This window comes from Streptomyces sp. NPDC127197 (assembly GCF_042672405.1).
GTDB lineage: Bacteria > Actinomycetota > Actinomycetes > Streptomycetales > Streptomycetaceae > Streptomyces > Streptomyces flavusporus.
On sequence record NZ_JBHXVG010000003.1, the window covers coordinates 388,115 to 405,917 of the forward strand.

The 17,803-nt window shown below is 70.0% G+C and carries 17 protein-coding genes; 16 read left to right on the forward strand and 1 reads right to left on the reverse strand.

The window, feature by feature from the left end; translation table 11 throughout:
* Positions 1–211 precede the first annotated feature (211 nt).
* From ACFVJQ_RS06925 to nusB, 3 genes are all read left to right on the forward strand, one after another.
* Entirely contained in the window at positions 212–1,324 is a 1,113-nt protein-coding gene (locus ACFVJQ_RS06925) for an aminopeptidase P family protein (protein WP_385511383.1), read from the forward strand.
* Between the two features lie 62 nt (positions 1,325–1,386).
* Complete coding sequence (gene efp, locus ACFVJQ_RS06930; RefSeq protein ID WP_385781509.1) at positions 1,387–1,953, forward strand: elongation factor P; 567 nt, start codon at positions 1,387–1,389, stop codon at positions 1,951–1,953.
* A 2-nt stretch (positions 1,954–1,955) separates the two neighbouring features.
* On the forward strand, positions 1,956–2,402 hold the full coding sequence (nusB, locus tag ACFVJQ_RS06935; RefSeq protein ID WP_224733866.1) for a transcription antitermination factor NusB: 447 nt from the start codon (positions 1,956–1,958) through the stop codon (positions 2,400–2,402).
* 264 nt (positions 2,403–2,666) lie between these two features.
* Here nusB and bldD read toward each other — a convergent pair whose 3' ends face one another.
* Positions 2,667–3,167: a transcriptional regulator BldD gene (gene bldD / locus ACFVJQ_RS06940; protein ID WP_129796818.1), complete on the reverse strand. Its 501-nt coding sequence runs from the start codon at positions 3,165–3,167 to the stop codon at positions 2,667–2,669.
* A 275-nt stretch (positions 3,168–3,442) separates the two neighbouring features.
* On the opposite strand from bldD, the gene pyrR reads away from it, so the two are divergent.
* The 13 genes from pyrR (at position 3,443) to metK (ending at position 17,701) form a co-directional block, all read left to right on the forward strand.
* Positions 3,443–4,015, forward strand: coding sequence for a bifunctional pyr operon transcriptional regulator/uracil phosphoribosyltransferase PyrR (gene pyrR / locus ACFVJQ_RS06945; RefSeq protein WP_385511381.1), 573 nt, complete (start codon positions 3,443–3,445; stop codon positions 4,013–4,015).
* A 90-nt stretch (positions 4,016–4,105) separates the two neighbouring features.
* A complete protein-coding gene (locus tag ACFVJQ_RS06950) occupies positions 4,106–5,083 on the forward strand; it encodes an aspartate carbamoyltransferase catalytic subunit (RefSeq protein WP_129796816.1) in 978 nt (325 codons plus the stop codon).
* A 5-nt stretch (positions 5,084–5,088) separates the two neighbouring features.
* Positions 5,089–6,375 carry a dihydroorotase gene (locus ACFVJQ_RS06955; RefSeq protein WP_224733863.1) on the forward strand — a complete coding sequence of 429 codons (1,287 nt, stop codon included), beginning with the start codon at positions 5,089–5,091 and terminating at the stop codon, positions 6,373–6,375.
* Positions 6,372–6,941, forward strand: a complete 570-nt coding sequence (locus tag ACFVJQ_RS06960; protein WP_385781514.1) for a hypothetical protein — start codon at positions 6,372–6,374, stop codon at positions 6,939–6,941. Before ACFVJQ_RS06955 ends, ACFVJQ_RS06960 begins: the two co-directional genes overlap by 4 nt.
* A complete protein-coding gene (gene carA, locus ACFVJQ_RS06965; RefSeq protein ID WP_385781517.1) occupies positions 6,938–8,080 on the forward strand; it encodes a glutamine-hydrolyzing carbamoyl-phosphate synthase small subunit in 1,143 nt (380 codons plus the stop codon). The genes ACFVJQ_RS06960 and carA overlap by 4 nt, the downstream gene beginning before the upstream one ends.
* Positions 8,073–11,381, forward strand: coding sequence for a carbamoyl-phosphate synthase large subunit (gene carB / locus ACFVJQ_RS06970; RefSeq protein WP_385781520.1), 3,309 nt, complete (start codon positions 8,073–8,075; stop codon positions 11,379–11,381). Before carA ends, carB begins: the two co-directional genes overlap by 8 nt.
* 55 nt (positions 11,382–11,436) lie before the next feature.
* Positions 11,437–12,543, forward strand: a complete 1,107-nt coding sequence (locus ACFVJQ_RS06975; protein ID WP_385511375.1) for a quinone-dependent dihydroorotate dehydrogenase — start codon at positions 11,437–11,439, stop codon at positions 12,541–12,543.
* Positions 12,540–13,385, forward strand: a complete 846-nt coding sequence (pyrF, locus tag ACFVJQ_RS06980; RefSeq protein WP_385511373.1) for an orotidine-5'-phosphate decarboxylase — start codon at positions 12,540–12,542, stop codon at positions 13,383–13,385. The genes ACFVJQ_RS06975 and pyrF overlap by 4 nt, the downstream gene beginning before the upstream one ends.
* 256 nt (positions 13,386–13,641) lie before the next feature.
* Positions 13,642–13,965, forward strand: a complete 324-nt coding sequence (locus ACFVJQ_RS06985) for an integration host factor (protein WP_003977346.1) — start codon at positions 13,642–13,644, stop codon at positions 13,963–13,965.
* Positions 13,966–14,025: 60 nt separating this feature from the next.
* On the forward strand, positions 14,026–14,583 hold the full coding sequence (gene gmk, locus ACFVJQ_RS06990; RefSeq protein WP_129796809.1) for a guanylate kinase: 558 nt from the start codon (positions 14,026–14,028) through the stop codon (positions 14,581–14,583).
* 55 nt (positions 14,584–14,638) lie between these two features.
* Positions 14,639–14,911, forward strand: coding sequence for a DNA-directed RNA polymerase subunit omega (gene rpoZ / locus ACFVJQ_RS06995; protein ID WP_003988945.1), 273 nt, complete (start codon positions 14,639–14,641; stop codon positions 14,909–14,911).
* Positions 14,912–15,047: 136 nt separating this feature from the next.
* Entirely contained in the window at positions 15,048–16,253 is a 1,206-nt protein-coding gene (gene coaBC / locus ACFVJQ_RS07000; protein WP_385781524.1) for a bifunctional phosphopantothenoylcysteine decarboxylase/phosphopantothenate--cysteine ligase CoaBC, read from the forward strand.
* A 239-nt stretch (positions 16,254–16,492) separates the two neighbouring features.
* The gene (gene metK, locus ACFVJQ_RS07005; RefSeq protein WP_385781527.1) at positions 16,493–17,701 is read left to right on the forward strand and encodes a methionine adenosyltransferase; all 1,209 of its coding nucleotides are present in this window, start codon (positions 16,493–16,495) and stop codon (positions 17,699–17,701) included.
* Positions 17,702–17,803 lie beyond the last annotated feature (102 nt).

Below are 17,803 nucleotides of genomic sequence, written 5' to 3' on the forward strand. Positions count from 1 at the left end.
TGGGGGTGCGGCGCAGCCCGCCGCTTAGCCGGTTACCAACGGACGTCCACCGTGGCAGCTGGCGGAGGGGCGCAACCCGCGGCGGGCTCGCCGCACCACCGCGACCCCGACCCACCCACCGGCACAAGGCGCCCGCCGCTCAATCGTCGGAGACACCCCCACTCGGCCCTCCCAACCGGCGATCACCGCCCACCCCTCGTACGCTCGGCTCATGTCAGAGGTGTACGCGGCCCGCCGAACCCGGCTACGGGAGCGCTGCAACGCGGCCGGCAGCGCAGCGGCGCTGATCTCCCGTCCCGCCAACGTCCGCTACCTCGCAGGAGCGGCACCCCAGCGTGCCGCCCTGCTGATCGGCAAGCGCGAAGACCTGTTGGTCTGCACCGGCCCCCCGGACGAGAAACCGACGGAAGGCCGCCCCGACGAGGCCCTGCCCGTGCACACCCTGCCCGGCCCCGGCCCCGCCGGCGACCCCGCCGTCGCGGCCGCCGACCTCGCCGTATCCCAGGGCGCCGACTCCCTCGCCGTCGAGGAACACCACCTCACCGTCGCCCGGCACCGCGCCATCCGCTCGGTCGCCCCCCGCCTGCGCCTCGCCGATCTCGGCGGCGCGGTCGAGCAGCTCAGGGTCGTCAAGGACGAGGAGGAGATCTCCTGCCTGCGCATCGGCGCCGAAATCGCCGACCAGGCCCTCGGCGAGCTCCTGGAATCCATCCTCGTGGGCCGCACCGAACGCCACCTCGCCCTGGAACTGGAGCGCCGCCTCGTCGACCACGGCGCCGACGGCCCCGCCTTCCCGACCTCTGTCGCCACCGGCCCCAACTCCGGCCGTCGCGGCCACCGCCCCACCGACCGCCGCGTCGAGGAGGGCGATTTCCTCTCCGTATGCCTGGGCGCGACGTACCGCGGCTACCGCTGCGAGATCGGCCGTACCTTCGTCATCGGCACCTCGCCCGCCGACTGGCAGATCGAGCTGTACGACCTGGTCTTCGCAGCCCAGCGCGCCGGCCGGGAGATGCTGGCGCCCGGCTCCGCCTACCGCGACGTCGACCGCGCCGCACGCCAGGTGCTGGATTCCGCGGGGTACGCAGAAGGCCTCCCGCCCCTCACCGGCCATGGCGTCGGACTCGAAATCGACGAGGACCCTCAGCTGGCTCCCTCGGCCATGGGTAAACTGGACGCTTGCGTGCCGGTCACCGTCGAACCGGGGGTCCACCTCCCGGGCCGGGGCGGCGTCCGGATCGATGACACGCTCGTCGTACGCCCCGAGGCGGACGGCGGACCCGAGCTACTCACCATCACGACCAAGGAGCTGCTCGCGCTCTAGCGGCACACCACCGCGGCGCCTGCCCCGGGGTCGTCCACGTCAGTCCAGGAGATTCCGCAACCGTGGCTTCCACGAACGACCTCAAGAACGGCATGGTGCTCAAGCTCGAAGGCGGCCAGCTCTGGTCCGTCGTCGAGTTCCAGCACGTCAAGCCCGGCAAGGGCCCGGCCTTCGTGCGCACCAAGCTCAAGAACGTGCTCTCCGGCAAGGTCGTCGACAAGACCTTCAACGCCGGTGTCAAGGTCGAGACGGCCACCGTCGACAAGCGTGACATGCAGTTCTCCTACATGGACGGCGACTACTTCGTCTTCATGGACATGGAGACCTACGACCAGCTGCACATCGACCGCAAGACCGTTGCCGAGGCGGCCAACTTCCTCGTCGAGGGCTTCACCGCCACCGTCGCCCAGCACGAGGGCGAGGTGCTCTTCGTCGAGCTCCCGGCCGCCGTCGAGCTGACCATCGCCGAGACCGAGCCGGGCGTCCAGGGCGACCGCTCCACCGGCGGCACCAAGCCCGCGACGCTGGAGACCGGCCACCAGATCCAGGTCCCGCTCTTCATCACCACCGGTGAGAAGATCAAGGTCGACACCCGCACGAGCGACTACCTCGGCCGGGTGAACAGCTAACCGTGGCTGCCCGCAACACGGCCCGCAAGCGCGCCTTCCAGATCCTCTTCGAGGGCGACCAGCGCGGCGCCGACGTCCTGACGGTCCTCGCGGACTGGATCCGGCTCTCCCGGACCGACACCCGGCAGCCGCCGGTGAGCGAGTACACGATGCAGCTGGTCGAGGGCTACGCGCAGCACGCGAAGCGGATCGACGAGCTGATCGCGCAGTACTCGGTCGGCTGGACGCTCGACCGGATGCCGGTCGTGGACCGCAACATCCTGCGCCTGGGCGCGTACGAGCTGATCTGGGTCGACGAGACCCCGGACGCCGTCGTGCTGGACGAGATGGTGCAGCTGGCGAAGGAGTTCTCGACGGACGAGTCGCCCTCGTTCGTCAACGGTCTCCTCGGCCGGCTGAAGGACCTCAAGCCCTCGCTGCGTCGCACCGCCGAGGACGCCGAGGACTGAGTCACCTGAACGCCTCAGGGCCGCAGCTCGCACGCTGCGGCCCTGAGGCGTTTTCCGCGTCCTCGGGTGCTCAGAGGGCCCCCGAAGCGCTCAGAACGCCGCCGGGGGGGGGGGGGCCCAGAATTTGACGGCCCCCCCCCGGCCCCGGTGGGGGGTAAACGCCGGGGGGGCCGCCCCCCCCCGGGGGGGCCCCCCCCCCCCCCGGCCGGAACCATGAAGTTCCGGCCACCCCGGCGGCACGTTTCTGCTGAACCCGCGGAGTGCTCAGCCCTCCTCGTGGGACACCGCACGACGCGCGTCCGCATCCAGTACGCCCCAGCTGATCAGCTGCTCGGTGAGGACCGAGGGCGACTGGTCGTAGATGACGGCGAGTGTGCGCAGGTCGTCCTGGCGGATCGAGAGCACCTTGCCGTTGTAGTCGCCGCGCTGCGACTGGATCGTCGCCGCGTACCGCTGCAGGGGACCCGCCTTCTCGGCCGGCACCGTGGCCAGCCGCTCCAGGTCCAGGACCAGCTTCGGCGGCGGCTCGGCGGCGCCGCCGGGGGTGGTGCCCGGAAGGAGTTCCTGCACGGGTACGCCGTAGAAGTCCGCCAGCTCGGCAAGGCGCTGCACGGTGACGGCGCGGTCGCCGCGCTCGTACGACCCGACCACGACCGCCTTCCAGCGTCCCTGGGACTTCTCCTCGACACCGTGGAGGGAAAGGCCCTGCTGGGTGCGGATGGCCCGGAGCTTGGCCCCGAGCTGTTTGGCGTATTCGCTGGACATATAGCTCCCCGGACACTGTGTCGACGCGGCCGGCTTGTTTCCATGCCGCGCGGCTGGTAACTCACTGTGAGGTTACGCAGCGTTACTCTCCTGCGTCAAGCCGAATGGTCCGCAGCGACTCTTCCGTGGTATCGGCGGTCGACTGCGCCGAGCGAGTGATCCACGGCCGTCAGGGGGGTGATCAGGGCGGTCGTCCCGGCCTGCTACCGTGGATGGCGCAATCCCGACGTCCTTTAAGGTCCGTCCCGTGAGGCGGAGAAGGAGGTCCGTTTCGTATGGACACGCAAGCGTCCGATGCGCGGCCCGTGCTCGAAGGGCCCGACATCGCGCGGGTGTTGACCCGCATCGCCCACGAGATCGTCGAGCGCGCCAAGGGCGCCGACGACGTGGTGCTCCTCGGCATTCCCACCCGAGGCGTCTTCCTCGCCCAGCGGCTCGCCGCCAAGCTCGAACAGATCACCGAGCGCAAGGTCCCGTGCGGTTCGCTGGACATCACGATGTACCGCGACGACCTGCGCATGCACCCGCCGCGTGCGCTGGCCCGCACCGACATCCCCGGTGACGGCATCGACGGCAGGCTCGTCGTCCTGGTCGACGACGTCCTCTTCTCCGGCCGCACCATCCGCGCCGCCCTCGACGCCCTGAACGACATCGGGCGCCCGCGTGCCGTGCAGCTCGCGGTCCTGGTCGACCGCGGTCACCGTGAACTGCCCATCCGCGCCGACTACGTCGGCAAGAACCTCCCCACGTCGCTGCGGGAGACGGTCAAGGTCCAGCTCGCCGAGGAGGACGGTCGCGACACCGTGCTGCTCGGTGTGAAGCAGACCGCCCAGGGCGCGCAGCACTAGCAAACGGAGGCGTACGCCACCGTCGTACGCCTGCGTGCACTCCTGCCCGCCCGAAATCTCCCGAATGAACTGCCTTACGGAGCCTGAAAGATGCAGCGCCATCTCATCTCGGCCGCCGACCTCACCCGCGACGACGCCGTCCTGATCCTCGACACCGCCGAGGAGATGTCCCGGGTCGCCGACCGGCCGATCAAGAAGCTGCCGACCCTGCGCGGCCGCACCGTCGTGAACCTCTTCTTCGAGGACTCCACCCGCACCCGGATCTCCTTCGAGGCCGCCGAGAAGCGGCTGTCCGCGGACGTCATCAACTTCTCCGCCAAGGGGTCGAGCGTGTCCAAGGGCGAGTCCCTCAAGGACACCGCCCAGACCCTGGAGGCCATGGGCGTCGACGCCGTCGTCATCCGGCACGGCGCCTCCGGAGCCCCGTACCGGCTGGCCAACTCCGGCTGGATCGACGCCGCCGTCATCAATGCCGGCGACGGCACCCACCAGCACCCCACCCAGGCCCTGCTCGACGCCTTCACCATGCGCCGCCGGCTCGTCGGCCGGGACGCCGGGCTCGGTCAGGACCTCGCCGGCCGACGCGTCACCATCGTCGGCGACGTCCTGCACAGCCGGGTCGCCCGCTCCAACGTCGACCTGCTGCACACCCTCGGCGCCGAGGTCACCCTCGTCGCCCCGCCGACCCTGTTGCCGGTCGGCGTCGCTTCCTGGCCCTGCGAGGTCTCCTACGACCTCGACGCCGCGCTGCCCAAGTCCGACGCGGTGATGATGCTGCGCGTGCAGCGCGAGCGGATGCACGCCGCGTACTTCCCGACCGAGCGGGAGTACTCGCGGCGCTACGGCCTCGACGGCGACCGCATGGCGCGGATGCCCGAGCACGCCATCGTGATGCACCCCGGACCGATGGTCCGCGGCATGGAGATCACCGCCGAGGTCGCCGACTCCGGGCGCTGCACCGCGATCGAGCAGGTCGCCAACGGAGTCTCCATCCGGATGGCCGTTCTGTACCTGCTGCTCGGCGGCAACGAACCCGCCGTCACCAACACCCGTACCGAGGAGAAGTAACACAGATGAGCAAGATCCTGATCCGTGGTGCGAAGGTGCTCGGCGGCGAGCCGCAGGACGTCCTGATCGACGGCGACACCATCGCCGAGGTGGGTACCGGTCTGAGCGCCGACGGCGCAGAGGTCGTCGAGGCCGACGGCAAGGTGCTGCTCCCCGGCCTCGTCGACCTGCACACCCATCTGCGTGAGCCCGGCCGCGAGGACTCCGAGACCGTGCTGACGGGTACGCGCGCGGCTGCGAGTGGCGGTTACACCGCCGTGTTCGCCATGGCCAACACCTTCCCGGTGGCCGACACGGCCGGTGTCGTCGAGCAGGTCTGGCGGCTCGGACAGCAGCACGGCTACTGCGACGTCCAGCCGATCGGGGCCGTCACCGTCGGCCTGGAGGGCAAGAAGCTCGCCGAGCTGGGTGCGATGCACGAGTCGGCGGCCGGCGTCACGGTCTTCTCCGACGACGGCAAGTGCGTCCACGACGCCGTGATCATGCGGCGGGCGCTGGAGTACGTGAAGGCCTTCGGCGGCGTCGTCGCCCAGCACGCGCAGGAGCCGCGGCTGACCGAGGGCGCCGAGATGAACGAGGGCGTGGTCTCCGCGGAGCTGGGGCTGGGCGGATGGCCGGCCGTCGCCGAGGAGTCGATCATCGCCCGCGACGTGCTGCTCGCGGACCACGTCGGCTCGCGCGTCCACATCTGCCACCTGTCGACGGCGGGTTCGGTCGAGATCGTCCGCTGGGCCAAGTCCCGCGGCATCGACGTGACCGCCGAGGTCACCCCGCACCACCTGCTCCTCACCGACGAGCTGGTCCGGACGTACAACCCGGTCTACAAGGTGAACCCGCCGCTGCGCACCGAGCGCGACGTGCTGGCGCTGCGCGAGGCGCTCGCCGACGGCACGATCGACATCGTCGCCACCGACCACGCCCCGCACCCGCACGAGGACAAGGACTGCGAGTGGGCCGCCGCCGCCATGGGGATGGTCGGCCTGGAGACCGCATTGTCAGTGGTCCAGGAGACGATGGTCGACACCGGGCTGCTCAACTGGGCCGGCGTCGCGGACCGTATGTCCTTCACGCCGGCGCGGATCGGGCAGGCCACGGGCCACGGACGTCCCGTCTCGGCAGGTGAGCCCGCCAACCTCACTCTCGTCGACACGGCATACCGTGGGTTGGTGGACCCCGCGGGCTTCGCCTCGCGCAGCCGCAACACCCCCTATGAGGGGCGTGAGCTGCCGGGCCGTGTCACGCACACGTGGCTCCGGGGCAAGGCCACGCTCGTCGACGGGAAGCTCACGTGACACCTGTAATCCTGCTGGCCGCCGAGAAGGAATCGGCGGAAGTGACCGACTGGGCCGCCCGTGTTGGCTGGGTGGTGGGCCTCGCCCTGTTCGTCGCGCTCGTCTACTGGCTGATGCGCGAGGGCTGGAAGTGGCGCGGCACCCTTCAGGGCGACCTGCCGGAGCTCCCCACCGCGCCGGACGACCCCGGCCCGGCGAAACTGAGCCTGAGCGGCCGCTACCACGGCTCCACCACCGCCGGTCAGTGGTTGGACCGCATCGTGGCGCACGGCCTGGGCACCCGCAGCCGGGTCGAGCTCACGCTGACGGACGCGGGACTGGACGTCGTACGCCCCGGGGCGACCGACTTCTTCGTCCCCGTGGAGGCCCTGCGCGAAGCGCGGCTCGACAAGGGCATCGCCGGCAAGGTCCTCACCGAGGGCGGTCTGCTCGTGGTGACCTGGGCGCACGGCGACCGGCTGATCGACTCCGGCTTCCGCTCCGACCACGCGGCCGAGCACAACGAGTGGGCCGACGTCATTAACTCCATGATCAAAGCAACCACCACGGAAGGCGCCGAACGATGACGACCTCCACCAGGGGAACCGCGAAGGTTCCTGCCGTACTCGTCCTGGAGGACGGCCGGATCTTCCGCGGCCGTGCCTACGGGGCCGTGGGGGTGACCTTCGGCGAGGCCGTGTTCTCCACCGGCATGACCGGCTACCAGGAGACGCTGACCGACCCGTCGTACCACCGTCAGGTCGTCGTGATGACCGCCCCGCACGTCGGCAACACCGGCGTCAACGACGAGGACCCGGAGTCGAAGCGGATCTGGGTCTCCGGTTATGTCGTACGGGACCCCGCGCGCGTGCCGTCCAACTGGCGCTCCAGGCGGTCCCTGGACGAGGAGCTGCGCGACCAGGGCGTCGTCGGCATCTCCGGCATCGACACGCGCGCGTTGACCCGGCACCTGCGTGAGCGCGGCGCCATGCGCGTCGGCATCTTCTCCGGCAACGCGCTGCCCGACGAGGGCACCATGCTCGCCGAAGTGCGCCAGGCCCCCGAGATGAAGGGCGCGAACCTCTCCGCCGAGGTCGCCACCACCGAGCCGTACGTCGTCCCCGCCATCGGTGAGAAGAAGTTCACCGTCGCCGCCGTCGACCTCGGCATCAAGGGCATGACCCCGCACCGGATGGCCGAGCGCGGCATCGAGGTGCACGTGCTGCCCGCCACGGCGACCGCCGACGACGTGTACGCCGTGAACCCGGACGGCGTGTTCTTCTCCAACGGCCCGGGCGACCCGGCCACCGCCGACCACCCGGTCTCCGTGATGCAGGCGGTCCTGGAGCGCGGCACCCCGCTGTTCGGCATCTGCTTCGGCAACCAGATCCTGGGCCGCGCGCTCGGCTTCGGCACCTACAAGCTGAAGTACGGCCACCGCGGCATCAACCAGCCGGTGCAGGACCGGACGACCGGCAAGGTCGAGGTCACCGCGCACAACCACGGCTTCGCCGTCGACGCCCCGCTCGACAAGGTCTCCGACACCCCCTACGGCCGCGCCGAGGTCTCCCACGTCTGTCTCAACGACAACGTGGTGGAAGGTCTCCAGCTCCTCGACCGCCCGGCCTTCAGCGTCCAGTACCACCCCGAAGCGGCAGCCGGCCCGCACGACGCCGCCTATCTGTTCGACCGCTTCGTTTCCCTGATGGAGGGCCAGCGTGCCTAAGCGCACCGATATCCAGTCCGTCCTGGTCATCGGCTCCGGCCCGATCGTCATCGGCCAGGCCGCCGAGTTCGACTACTCCGGCACCCAGGCGTGCCGTGTCCTGAAGTCCGAGGGCCTCAGGGTCATCCTCGTCAACTCCAACCCGGCGACGATCATGACCGACCCGGAGATCGCCGACGCGACGTACGTCGAGCCGATCACCCCGGAGTTCGTCGAGAAGATCATCGCCAAGGAGCGGCCGGACGTCCTGCTGCCGACGCTGGGCGGTCAGACGGCGCTGAACACCGCCATCTCGCTGCACGAGAACGGAACCCTGGAGAAGTACGGCGTCGAGCTGATCGGCGCCAACGTCGAGGCGATCCACAAGGGTGAGGACCGCGATCAGTTCAAGCTGGTCGTCGACGCCGTGCACCGCAAGATCGGGCACGGCGAGAGCGCCCGGTCCGTGATCTGCCACTCGATGGACGACGTACTGGGGGGCGTCGAGCAGCTCGGCGGCTACCCGGTCGTCGTCCGCCCCTCCTTCACCATGGGCGGCGCCGGCTCCGGCTTCGCGCACAACGAGGAGGAACTGCGCCGCATCGCCGGTCAGGGCCTCACGCTCTCGCCCACCACCGAGGTGCTCCTGGAGGAGTCCATCCTCGGCTGGAAGGAGTACGAGCTGGAGCTCATGCGCGACAAGCACGACAACGTCGTGGTCGTCTGCTCCATCGAGAACTTCGACCCGATGGGCGTGCACACCGGCGACTCGATCACCGTCGCGCCGGCGATGACGCTCACCGACCGCGAGTACCAGATCCTGCGGGACATCGGCATCGCCGTCATCCGCGAGGTCGGCGTCGACACCGGCGGCTGCAACATCCAGTTCGCGGTGAACCCGGACGACGGCCGTGTCATCGTCATCGAGATGAACCCGCGCGTGTCGCGGTCGTCGGCGCTCGCCTCCAAGGCGACCGGTTTCCCGATCGCCAAGATCGCCGCGAAGCTTGCCGTGGGGTACACCCTCGACGAGATCCCGAACGACATCACGCAGGAGACCCCGGCCTCCTTCGAGCCGACCCTCGACTACGTGGTCGTCAAGGCACCGCGGTTCGCCTTCGAGAAGTTCCCCAGCGCCGACTCCACGCTGACGACCACCATGAAGTCGGTCGGCGAGGCGATGGCCATCGGCCGGAACTTCACCGAGGCGTTCCAGAAGGCGCTGCGCTCGCTCGAGAAGAAGGGCAGCCAGTTCACGTTCGTGGGCGACCCCGGGGACAAGGACGAGCTGCTGCGCGCGGCGGTCCGGCCCACCGACGGCCGGATCAACACGGTCATGCAGGCCATCCGCGCCGGTGCCACGCCGGAAGAGGTCTTCGCGGCGACGAAGATCGACCCGTGGTTCGTCGACCAGCTGTTCCTGATCAAGGAGATCGCGGACGAGCTGGCCGAGGCGCCGGAGCTGACCCCCGACCTGCTGGCCGAGGCCAAGCGGCACGGCTTCTCCGACCAGCAGATCGGCGAGATCCGTGGCCTGCGCGAGGACATCGTGCGCGAGGTGCGGCACGCACTCGGCATCCGTCCCGTCTACAAGACGGTCGACACCTGCGCCGCCGAGTTCGCGGCCCGCACGCCGTACTTCTACTCCTCGTACGACGAGGAGACCGAGGTCGCGCCGCGCGAGAAGCCCGCAGTCATCATCCTGGGCTCGGGTCCCAACCGGATCGGCCAGGGCATCGAGTTCGACTACTCCTGCGTCCACGCCTCCTTCGCGCTGTCCGGCGCCGGGTACGAGACCGTGATGGTCAACTGCAACCCGGAGACGGTCTCCACCGACTACGACACCTCCGACCGTCTCTACTTCGAGCCGCTCACCCTCGAGGACGTGCTGGAGATCGTCCACGCCGAGCAGCAGGCGGGCCCGGTCGCCGGTGTCGTGGTCCAGCTGGGCGGCCAGACCCCGCTGGGCCTGGCGCAGGCGCTGAAGGACAACGGCGTGCCGGTCGTCGGCACCCCGCCGGAGGCCATCCACGCCGCCGAGGACCGCGGCGCCTTCGGGCAGGTCCTCAAGGAAGCCGGCCTCCCGGCGCCCAAGCACGGCACCGCCACCACCTTCGCCGAGGCCAAGGCCATCGCCGACGAGATCGGCTACCCCGTCCTCGTCCGGCCTTCGTACGTCCTCGGCGGGCGCGGCATGGAGATCGTGTACGACGAGGCCCGGCTGTCGGCGTACATCGCCGAGTCCACCGAGATCAGCCCCTCCCGGCCGGTCCTGGTCGACCGGTTCCTCGACGACGCGATCGAGATCGACGTCGACGCGCTGTACGACGGCGAGGAGCTGTACCTCGGCGGTGTCATGGAGCACATCGAGGAGGCCGGCATCCACTCCGGCGACTCGGCCTGCGCCCTGCCCCCCATCACCCTCGGCGGCTTCGACATCAAGCGCCTGCGCGCCTCGACCGAGGCGATCGCCAAGGGCGTCGGTGTCCGCGGCCTGATCAACATCCAGTTCGCGATGGCCGGGGACATCCTTTACGTCCTCGAGGCCAACCCGCGTGCCTCACGCACCGTCCCCTTCACCTCGAAGGCCACCGCGGTGCCGCTGGCCAAGGCCGCCGCCCGGATCTCGCTGGGCGCGACCATCGCCGAGCTGCGCGCGGAGGGCCTGCTGCCCGCGCGGGGCGACGGCGGCGAGCTGCCGCTGGACGCGCCGATCTCGGTCAAGGAGGCCGTGATGCCCTGGACCCGCTTCCGGGACACCTCCGGACGCGGCGTCGACACCGTCCTCGGCCCCGAGATGAGGTCCACCGGCGAGGTCATGGGCATCGACTCCGTCTTCGGCACGGCGTACGCCAAGTCGCAGGCCGGCGCCTACGGCCCGCTGCCCACCAAGGGCCGCGCCTTCATCTCGGTCGCCAACCGCGACAAGCGGTCGATGATCTTCCCGGCGCGTGAACTGGTCGCGCACGGCTTCGAGTTGCTCGCCACGTCCGGCACGGCCGAGGTCCTCAAGCGCAACGGCATCCACGCCACCATCGTGCGCAAGCAGTCCGAGGGTACCGGCCCGAACGGCGAGCGGACCATCGTCCAGCTCATCCACGACGGCGAGGTCGACCTCATCGTCAACACCCCGTACGGCACCGGCGGCCGCCTCGACGGCTACGACATCCGTACGGCAGCCGTGGCGCGTTCGGTGCCGTGCCTGACGACGGTTCAGGCGCTCGCCGCCGCCGTCCAGGGCATCGACGCCCTCAACCACGGTGATGTGGGCGTCCGTTCGCTCCAGGAACACGCGGAACTCCTGACCGCGGCCCGCGACTAGCAGCCCGAGGGGGACACCGGAAACGGTGTCCCCCTCTTCGTGAGGACACTGAGTGATGTACAAGCTGTTCTTCCGTCTGGTCTTCCGACGGATGGATCCCGAGCAGGCCCACCACCTTGCCTTCCGGTGGATCCGCCTCGCCGTCCGCATCCCCGTGCTGCGGACCTTCGTCGCGGCCGTGCTGGCGCCCCGCTACAAGGAGCTGCGCACGGAAGCCCTCGGCCTGCGCATGCACGGCCCCTTCGGGCTCGCGGCCGGGTTCGACAAGAACGCCGTCGCGATCGACGGCATGGCCATGCTCGGCTTCGACCATGTCGAGATCGGCACGGTGACAGGGGAGTCGCAGCCCGGCAATCCCAGGAAGCGGCTGTTCCGGCTGGTGCCGGACCGCGCCCTGATCAACCGCATGGGCTTCAACAACGACGGCTCCCTGACCGTCGCCGCCCGCCTCGCCTCGCGTACGCCGGTCTTCAGGACGGTCGTGGGCGTCAACATCGGCAAGACCAAGGTCGTTCCGGAGGCCGAGGCCGTCGGGGACTACGTGAAGTCCGCCGAGCGACTCGCGCCGTACGCCGACTACCTGGTCGTGAACGTCTCCTCGCCGAACACGCCCGGGCTGCGCAACCTCCAGGCCGTGGACCACCTGCGCCCGCTGCTCAGCGCGGTCCGCGAGGCCGCCGACCGCCGCGTGACCGACCGCCGCGTTCCGTTGCTGGTGAAGATCGCGCCCGATCTGGCGGACGAGGACATCGACGCCGTCGCCGACCTCGCCGTCGAGCTCGGCCTCGACGGGATCATCGCCACGAACACCACCATCGCGCGCGACGAACTCGGTTTGAAATCCGAACCCTCCCTGGTCAAGGAGGTCGGCGGCCTCTCCGGCGCCCCGCTGAAGGCCCGCTCCCTGGAGGTCCTGCGCCGTCTCTACGCGCGCGTGGGCGACCGCATCACGCTCGTCGGCGTGGGCGGCATCGAGAGCGCCGAGGACGCCTGGCAGCGCATCCTGGCCGGCGCGACGCTGGTACAGGGATACAGCGCCTTCATCTACGCGGGCCCCTTCTGGGCCCGTGCCATCCACAAGGGCCTCGCCACCCGCCTCCGTGCGAGCCCGTACGCCACCCTCGCCGACGCGGTCGGCGCCGACGTAAGGAAGACGGGATGACTCTTCTCGAACCCTTCGGAGCCCGGCTGCGCCGCGCCATGGACGAGCGGGGCCCGCTGTGCGTCGGCATCGACCCGCATGCCTCCCTGCTCACCGAGTGGGGCCTCAACGACGACATCGCCGGCCTGGAGCGGTTCAGCCGCACGGTCGTCGAGGCCATGGCCGACCGGGTCGCCGTCCTCAAGCCGCAGAGCGCGTTCTTCGAGCGCTTCGGATCGCGCGGCGTGGCCGTCCTGGAGAAGGCGGTCGAGGAGGCGCGGGCGGCCGGTGCGCTGGTCGTCATGGACGCCAAGCGCGGCGACATCGGCTCCACCATGGCCGCGTACGCCGAGTCCTTCCTGCACAAGGACGCCCCGCTGTTCTCGGACGCGCTGACCGTCTCTCCGTACCTCGGCTACGGGTCTCTCGAGCCGGCCGTCGAGCTGGCGCGCGAGAGCGGTACCGGGCTGTTCGTGCTGGCGCTGACCTCCAACCCCGAGGGCGGCGAGGTCCAGCACGCCGTCCGCGCCGACGGCCGCACGGTCGGCGCGACGATGCTGGCGCACCTGGCTGCCGAGAACGCAGGGGACGAGCCCCTGGGCTCCTTCGGCGCGGTCGTCGGCGCCACCCTGGGCGACCTCTCGTCGTACGACCTCGACATCAACGGTCCGCTGCTCGCCCCGGGCATCGGGGCTCAGGGCGCCACTCCGGCCGATCTTCCCCGGGTCTTCGGGGCTGCGGTGCGCAACGTCGTGCCCAACGTCAGCCGGGGTGTGCTGCGGCACGGACCCGACGTCGGGGCGCTGCGGGCGGCCGCGGACCGCTTCGCGGAGGAGATCCGGGCCGCCGTGACGGCGGCCTGAGCCCTTCGACCAGCGTCTCCGAGCCGGTCTGAGGCTGGATACATTCTCAAATCCAGGGCAGTATGTCTGAAATATCCTGTCCTGACAGAGGCTGACCAGGACTTTTCCGCTGTTCTCGCTGACTCTGGCGGACTTGACCGCTAGTCTCCGACGTGAGTGAGCGGGCAAGCGTGTTGCTCGTGGCTCCCCAGGTGTGGGGCGACTAGGTTCCTCACCGGTCCGTATCCGACAGTTCGACATCCGAGGTGACGTAGGCGTGGCTCTTCCGCCCCTTACCCCCGAACAGCGCGCAGCCGCGCTCGAAAAGGCCGCCGCGGCTCGCCGGGAGCGGGCCGAGGTCAAGAATCGACTCAAGCACTCCGGCGCCTCCCTTCACGAGGTCATCAAGCAGGGCCAGGAGAACGACGTCATCGGCAAGATGAAGGTCTCCGCCCTGCTCGAGTCCCTGCCGGGCGTGGGCAAGGTCCGCGCCAAGCAGATCATGGAGCGACTCGGCATCTCCGAGAGCCGCCGCGTGCGTGGTCTCGGTTCCAACCAGATCGCCTCCCTCGAGCGTGAGTTCGGCAGCACCGGTTCCTGACTTCATCCGGGACACCGGGACTGGTCCCGGGCACTCCCGGATTGCTGGAATAATCGCTGCATGAGTGAACGTCCGCGGCTGACCGTGCTCTCCGGACCCTCCGGGGTCGGCAAGAGCACGGTCGTCGCCCATCTGCGCAAGGAACACCCCGAGGTCTGGCTCTCGGTCTCGGCGACGACCCGCAAGCCCCGCCCCGGCGAACGGCACGGAGTCCACTACTTCTTCGTCACCGACGAGGAGATGGACAAGCTGATCGCCAACGGCGAGCTGCTGGAGTGGGCCGAGTTCGCCGGCAACCGCTACGGCACGCCGCGTGCGGCCGTACTGGAGCGGCTGGAGGCGGGCGAGCCCGTCCTGCTGGAGATCGACCTCCAGGGCGCCCGGCAGGTTCGTGAGTCCATGCCCGAGGCCCAGCTGGTGTTCCTGGCCCCGCCCTCCTGGGAGGAGCTGGTGCGCAGACTGACCGGCCGGGGCACCGAGCCGCCCGAGGTGATCGAGCGCCGGCTTCGGGCCGCGAAGGTCGAGCTGGCGGCCGAGCCGGAGTTCGACGTGACCCTGGTCAACACCTCCGTCGAGGACGTGGCGCGCGAGCTGCTAGCCTTGATGGACGTCGTGTGATCGTGACTGACTGATCACCCTGACTGATTCTTTCCCATCCATCGGAAGGTAGAGCGTGTCCTCTTCCATCTCCGCGCCCGAGGGCATCATCAACCCGCCGATCGACGAGCTCCTCGAGGCCACCGACTCGAAGTACAGCCTCGTGATCTACGCGGCCAAGCGGGCCCGCCAGATCAACGCGTACTACTCGCAGCTCGGCGAGGGCCTCCTCGAGTACGTCGGTCCGCTCGTCGACACCCACGTCCACGAGAAGCCGCTCTCGATCGCCCTGCGCGAGATCAACGCGGGGCTGCTGACCTCCGAGGCCGTCGAGGGCCCGGCGCAGTAGTATTTTCTGCTCGCAGCAGTCTTATCCACAGGCCCGGCAGCGCGACTGCCGGGCCTGTGGTCTGCTCGGGGGTGCGGGGTCGTCCCCCGTGATGATGCAGTGTGGAGTCGTACGTTGCCGAGTCCGGGGAGAGACGGTGGACAAGCCGAAGGTCGTTCTGGGGGTCAGCGGCGGCATCGCCGCGTACAAGGCCTGTGAGCTGCTGCGCAGACTCACGGAGTCCGGTCATGACGTCCGTGTCGTGCCCACCGCCTCCGCCCTGCACTTCGTCGGCGCCGCGACCTGGTCCGCCCTGTCCGGCAACCCCGTCTCGACGGAGGTCTGGGACGACGTCCACGAGGTACCGCATGTGCGCATCGGGCAGCAGGCCGACCTGGTGGTCGTCGCCCCGGCCACGGCCGACACGCTCGCCAGGGCCGCCCACGGCCTCGCCGACGACCTCCTGACGAACACCCTGCTCACCGCCCGCTGCCCGGTCGTCTTCGCCCCCGCCATGCACACGGAGATGTGGGAGCACCCGGCCACCCAGGAGAACGTGGCGACGCTGCGCCGCCGCGGCGCGGTCGTCATCGAGCCCGCCGTCGGCCGGCTCACCGGCGTCGACACCGGCAAGGGCCGGCTGCCCGACCCGGGCGAGATCTTCGAGGTCTGCCGCCGCGTCCTGGCCCGGGGCGTCACCGAGCCGGACCTGAAGGGCCGCCATGTCGTCGTCAGCGCCGGCGGCACCCGCGAGCCCCTCGACCCGGTCCGCTTCCTCGGCAACCGCTCCTCCGGCAAGCAGGGCTACGCCCTCGCCCGTACGGCCGCCGCCCGCGGAGCCCGGGTCACCCTGGTCGCGGCGAACACCACCGGCCTGCCCGACCCGGCCGGCGTGGACGTCGTCCCGGTCGGAACGGCCGTACAGCTGCGCGAGGCGGTGCTGAAGGCGGCCGCGGACGCCGACGCGGTCGTGATGGCCGCGGCGGTCGCCGACTTCCGCCCGGAGACGTACGCCGCCGGGAAGATCAAGAAGAAGGACGGGCAGGACCCGGACCCCATCGTGCTGGTGCGGAATCCGGACATCCTGGCCGAGATCTCGGCCGACCGCGCCCGACCGGGACAGGTGATCGTCGGCTTCGCCGCCGAGACCGACGACGTCCTCGCCAACGGTCGCAGAAAGCTGGAGCGCAAGGGCTGCGACCTCCTCGTGGTGAACGAGGTGGGGGAGCGCAAGACCTTCGGCTCCGAGGAGAACGAGGCCGTGGTGCTGGGCGCCGACGGCACCGAGATCCCCGTACCGTACGGCCCGAAGGAGGCACTGGCCGAAACGGTGTGGGACCTGGTGTCCGAACGACTGCGCTGAATGCTTCATGCGCCCCACCGCGCTCCGCACGCATGCACATTTGAGGCGTGGCGACCCTGGCCAACGCAGCCGGACTTTGGGCAGAATGCCCGTGCCGCAGGTCACAGCACTCCCGAGAAGCGAGACGGTGGCCATGCGGCGGAGCGCGACCGATAAACTGTTCTCGGACGACGCCGGGCGCAGCCCCCGTCCCGTCCGCCAATGATCAGCCAGCAGCCGCTGCAACCCCAGGGAGCGTTGTGTCCCGTCGCCTGTTCACCTCGGAGTCCGTGACCGAGGGTCACCCCGACAAGATCGCTGACCAGATCAGCGACACCATTCTCGACGCGCTTCTGCGCGAGGACCCGTCATCCCGGGTCGCGGTCGAGACCCTGATCACGACCGGTCTGGTGCACGTGGCCGGCGAGGTCACCACCAAGGCCTACGCGCCGATCCCGCAGCTGGTCCGGGACAAGATCCTCGAGATCGGCTACGACTCCTCGAAGAAGGGCTTCGACGGCGCTTCCTGTGGTGTCTCGGTGTCGATCGGCGCGCAGTCCCCGGACATCGCGCAGGGTGTGGACACGGCGTACGAGTCCCGGGTCGAGGGCGACGACGACGAGCTCGACAAGCAGGGCGCCGGTGACCAGGGCCTGATGTTCGGTTACGCCTCCGACGAGACACCCACGCTGATGCCGCTGCCGATCTTCCTGGCGCACCGTCTGTCGAAGCGCCTGTCCGACGTGCGCAAGAACGGCACGATCCCCTACCTGCGCCCGGACGGCAAGACGCAGGTCACCATCGAGTACGACGGCGACAAGGCCGTCCGCCTGGACACGGTGGTCGTCTCCTCGCAGCACGCCAGCGACATCGACCTGGAGTCCCTCCTGGCGCCCGACATCCGCGAGTTCGTCGTCGAGCCGGAGCTGAAGGCGCTCCTGGACGACGGCATCAAGCTCGACACCGAGGGCTACCGCCTGCTGGTGAACCCGACCGGCCGTTTCGAGATCGGCGGCCCGATGGGCGACGCCGGCCTGACCGGCCGCAAGATCATCATCGACACCTACGGCGGCATGGCCCGCCACGGCGGCGGTGCCTTCTCCGGCAAGGACCCGTCCAAGGTGGACCGCTCGGCGGCGTACGCGATGCGCTGGGTCGCCAAGAACGTGGTCGCCGCGGGCCTCGCCTCCCGCTGCGAGGTCCAGGTGGCCTACGCGATCGGCAAGGCCGAGCCGGTCGGTCTGTTCGTCGAGACCTTCGGCACCGCCAAGATCGACCACGAGAAGATCGAGAAGGCGATCGACGAGGTCTTCGACCTCCGCCCGGCCGCGATCATCCGCGACCTCGACCTGCTCCGCCCGATCTACGCCCAGACCGCGGCGTACGGCCACTTCGGTCGTGAGCTCCCCGACTTCACATGGGAGCGCACGGACCGCATGGAGGCGCTGCGGGCGGCTGCGGGGCTGTAGGTCCCGCCTCGCTCTGCGAGTCCCGCGTCGGCTTTACGAGGCCCGGTTCCCCTTGGGGGCCGGGCCTCGGCGTGTGCGGCATGCGCGAAAGCGGTGTCAGTG